Annotated in this window: 2 protein-coding genes and 1 pseudogene; 2 read left to right on the forward strand and 1 reads right to left on the reverse strand. The window is 71.8% G+C overall.

The genetic code is table 11. The features are described 5' to 3' along the window. Nucleotides 1-257 (forward strand): annotated as a pseudogene (locus ACRDP3_RS03395) (ATP-dependent DNA helicase PcrA); the annotation flags it as partial. Nucleotides 258-310: 53 nt separating this feature from the next. On the opposite strand, the gene ACRDP3_RS03400 reads toward ACRDP3_RS03395, so the two are convergent. Further along, a complete protein-coding gene (locus ACRDP3_RS03400) occupies nt 311-1942 on the reverse strand; it encodes a M23 family metallopeptidase (RefSeq protein ID WP_431515296.1) in 1632 nt (543 codons plus the stop codon). A 660-nt stretch (nt 1943-2602) separates the two neighbouring features. On the opposite strand from ACRDP3_RS03400, the gene ACRDP3_RS03405 reads away from it, so the two are divergent. Then, a complete protein-coding gene (locus ACRDP3_RS03405) occupies nt 2603-3013 on the forward strand; it encodes a cobalamin B12-binding domain-containing protein (protein ID WP_431515297.1) in 411 nt (136 codons plus the stop codon). The last annotated feature ends 458 nt before the right edge of the window (nt 3014-3471 follow it).

Genomic DNA, 3471 nt, shown 5'->3' on the forward strand with positions numbered 1-3471 from the left:
GCTCGGGGTTCGGCGCGGGCGCGGGCGCGGCGGTTGCCGGGCGGCGCGGTGGGCCCAGCGGCTTCGCGACGCGGCGTGCCTCGGACCGGCCGGTCGTCTCGCTGACGGTGGGGGACCGGGTGGCGCACGACAGCTTCGGCATGGGCAGGGTCGTCGCGGTGAAGGGCGGCGGGGACAACGCCGAGGCGACGGTCGACTTCGGCGGTGAGAAGCCCAAGCGGCTGCTGCTGCGGTACGCGCCGGTGGAGAAGCTGTAGCGCGTCCGGCCGGACCAGGCTGATCAGCCCGGTCCGGTCACGGCTCGGGGCGGTCAGCTCGGGTCGAGACCCTTGGAACGCAGCCAGGCGAGCGGGTCGATCGCGGCACCGCCGCCCGGATGCACCTCGAAGTGCAGGTGCGGTCCCGTTGAGTTGCCGGACGTTCCGGAGTACCCGATCGTGTCACCGGCCTTGACCGTGCCCGAGCGGATCTTGGTGCTGCTGAGGTGGCAGTACCAGGTCTCGGTGCCGTCCGGCGCCGTCACGACGGCCATGTTGCCGAACGACATGTCGTACTTGGCCAAGACGGTGCCGTCGGTCGCGGCCATCACCGGGGTGCCGTTGCTGACGGGGAAGTCGATGCCCGAGTGGCCGGACAGCCAGTTGAGACCCGCCTGCCCGAACGTCGCGCTGAGCCCCTGCTGCTTGACCGGCAGCGCGAACTTGGGGCGCAGTGCCTCCTTGCGCGCGGCCGCCTTGGCCTTGCGCTCCCGCTCCGCTTCCTGGCGCTCCTGGAGATCGATGCGCTCCTGGGTGCGGCTGGCACGGTCGGCGAAGTCGTCCGCGTCGGCCGAGAGACCGGCGAGCTGGGTGTCGAGCTTGCTGTTGGCGGGCTTGACGCCGGCGGCGTCCGATGCCGAGGCCTGCGTCGTGGTGTCGTCGTCCGGGGCCTGGTCCATGACGGACGCGGCGGCGGCCGCGGCCACTCCCATCACGGCGATGGACGGCACGGCGACCGTGAGGAGGGCGGAGCGCCTGGGTTTGACGAGGCGGCGGCCACGGGAGTACGAGCCGGCGCCGACCGGCACGAAGCCGGGACCGGGCGGGGGTGCGGCTTCGGGCTCGGGCTGAGGCGCGGGCTCAGGCGGTGCTACGGGTTCGGGTCCGAACTCGGGCTCCGGGTCGGGATGGGCCGCGAACTCGGGTTCGGAGTAGCCGGAACCGAGGCCGTCGTGACCCTCGGAAGCCATGGCCGCGTAGTCGTAGCCCTCTTGGGACTCGAAGCTCTCCTGGAAACCCGGGGTCTCGTACGACTCGTAGGACGGGTAGCCCTGGGCCGCCGCGTCGAACTCGTAGTCGTAGGCGTACGCGTCGTACTGCGGAGTGGCGTACTGGTGTGAGTCGTGCTCGAAGCTCGCTGCCGCCTCGGCCGGAGGGGTGTCCCAACTGCCGCCCTCGGCCGGTGCGTTCCACTGGCCGCTGTCCCACTGGCCGGCATCCCACTGCCCGGTGGCGTAGGCCTGCTCGGGGCTGCCCGCCTGTGCCGGGATACCGGCGGCCGGGTATCCGGAGTGCGCCCACGTGTTGTCGTAGCCGGTGGCGTCGTAGCTGCCGCTGTCGTAGGCGCCGCTGTCGTAGCCGCTGGTGTCGTACGTCCCGTAGTCCGCGGTCCCGTAGTCCGCGTAGGCGTCGTAGGTGCCGGTGCCCGTCGCGTAACCGGTGGTGTCCGCCCCCGGCATGGTGCCGAAGAGGGGGTCCCCGTCGCCGTAGGAGACGGCGAAGTTGTTGTCGTAGGCGCCCGTCGACCAGCCGTCGTACGCGCCCGGGTAGCCCTGCTGGGCCTCCTGCTGGGCGTAACTGTCGAAAGCCGGCTGCTCGTAGTGTCCGGCGCCGTAGGGCGCGTACGAGAAGTCGGTTGAGCTATCGGCCGGGGGGGAATATCCCGACGGGTGAGGGTCGTTCACCACCAACTTCTCTTTCGCCTCGACAGCAGGGGCGGAGTAGCAGCGGTGACTGTACCCGGGGGTACGGGACGACGACAATCTCCAGCAGGTTTTAGGCGGCCAAGAAACGGGCATTCAGCCGTCTTTCGGTGGACTGTGTACGCGTTCTTGGCCCGGAGTTCGAGACGTGTTCGATGAATAGAGGCGTCCTCAAGGGGTTCGTCACCCCGCGTCGCGTCCCCCAACTCCGCCCGCATGCAGGCGGAAAGAGTGTACCGCGTCCCTTAGTCCGACATGGCCGACATTACCCATCCGGGTGGGGCGTACGCGCAGGTCGCGAACGTGGAGAAAGGCGGGGCGGCGCCCTGCCGGAATTCCCGCGAAGTGCGCCGGGCGACGGTTCGGCCGGGGCCGGCCGGGGGTTCGACGGGGGAGGTACGTGGGGGCGCGCGTGTGCCGTGCGGGGTGCGCGGGGGACGGGGTGCTTCCCCTCCGAACGTGTGCAGCGGAGAAGACGGGCGTGTTGCCGTCGGCGCGCGGTGCGGTCGGTGGTCGCTGTGTGATTTCGCACTCCCTTCCAGGCGGGAACCCCCCGGGTGCGGGATGCTGGGGATAACGTGCGTTCACTCGGCGGGCGCGGATGCCGGCCGCGCATGAGGACCGTTGCAGATGGAGGCAGTGATGGGTGTGTCGGGTCCGATCCGCGTGGTGGTCGCCAAGCCGGGTCTCGACGGGCATGACCGCGGAGCCAAGGTCATCGCACGGGCGCTGCGCGACGCCGGCATGGAGGTCGTCTACACCGGGCTGCACCAGACGCCGGAGCAGATCGTGGACACCGCGATCCAGGAGGACGCGGACGCGATCGGCCTCTCGATTCTCTCCGGCGCGCACAACACGCTCTTCGCCAAGGTGCTGGAGTTGCTGCGCGAGCGCGACGCGGAGGACATCAAGGTCTTCGGCGGCGGCATCATCCCCGAGGGCGACATCGCCCCGTTGAAGGAGAACGGCGTCGCGGAGATCTTCACGCCCGGTGCGACGACCCACGAGGTCGTCGACTGGATCCGGGCGAACGTCGGCCGCCTCGCGGCATGACGGCCTGACGGCCGCCGCCCCGCCCCCCTGGGCCTCAGGCCCGGGGATCGTCGCCCGGCGGCCCGCAGTTCGCCCCGCCCCTTGGGCCTGTGGCCCTGGGGACCCGTTGGGCCTTCGGTCCGGAGTCCGCCCTGCCGGGCCTGCGGCCTCGGGGCCCGCCCCGTCTCCTTGGCCTGACGGGCTGGGATCCGCCGGCCCGGCGAGTTCGCCCCGCCCACTTGGGCTGCGTCCCGCCGGCCTGACGGCCCGGAGACCGCCCTGGGCCGGTGGTTTGAGCCCGTCTGGTCCCAGGCCCGGTGGGCCACAGACTCCGGGGATCTCGCCGGACGGCCCTGGTCGGCGCCCCTTGAAACGTGCGGCCTGGGATCCACCGGCCCGCCGGCCCGGCGGTCGCGCCTCCGGGCACGGGGCGTGGGCCGGTCGCTGGGGCTGCGCCGGCGGCGCAGCCCGCACTGGGG

This window comes from Streptomyces sp. (assembly GCF_050698815.1).
Classification (GTDB): Bacteria; Actinomycetota; Actinomycetes; order Streptomycetales; family Streptomycetaceae; genus Streptomyces.

Excerpts from the sequence above, each read along its gene's own strand:
- ACRDP3_RS03405 (WP_431515297.1), top strand. The coding sequence starts at position 2,603 with ATGGGTGTGTCGGGTCCGATCCGCGTGGTGGTCGCCAAGCCGGGTCTC.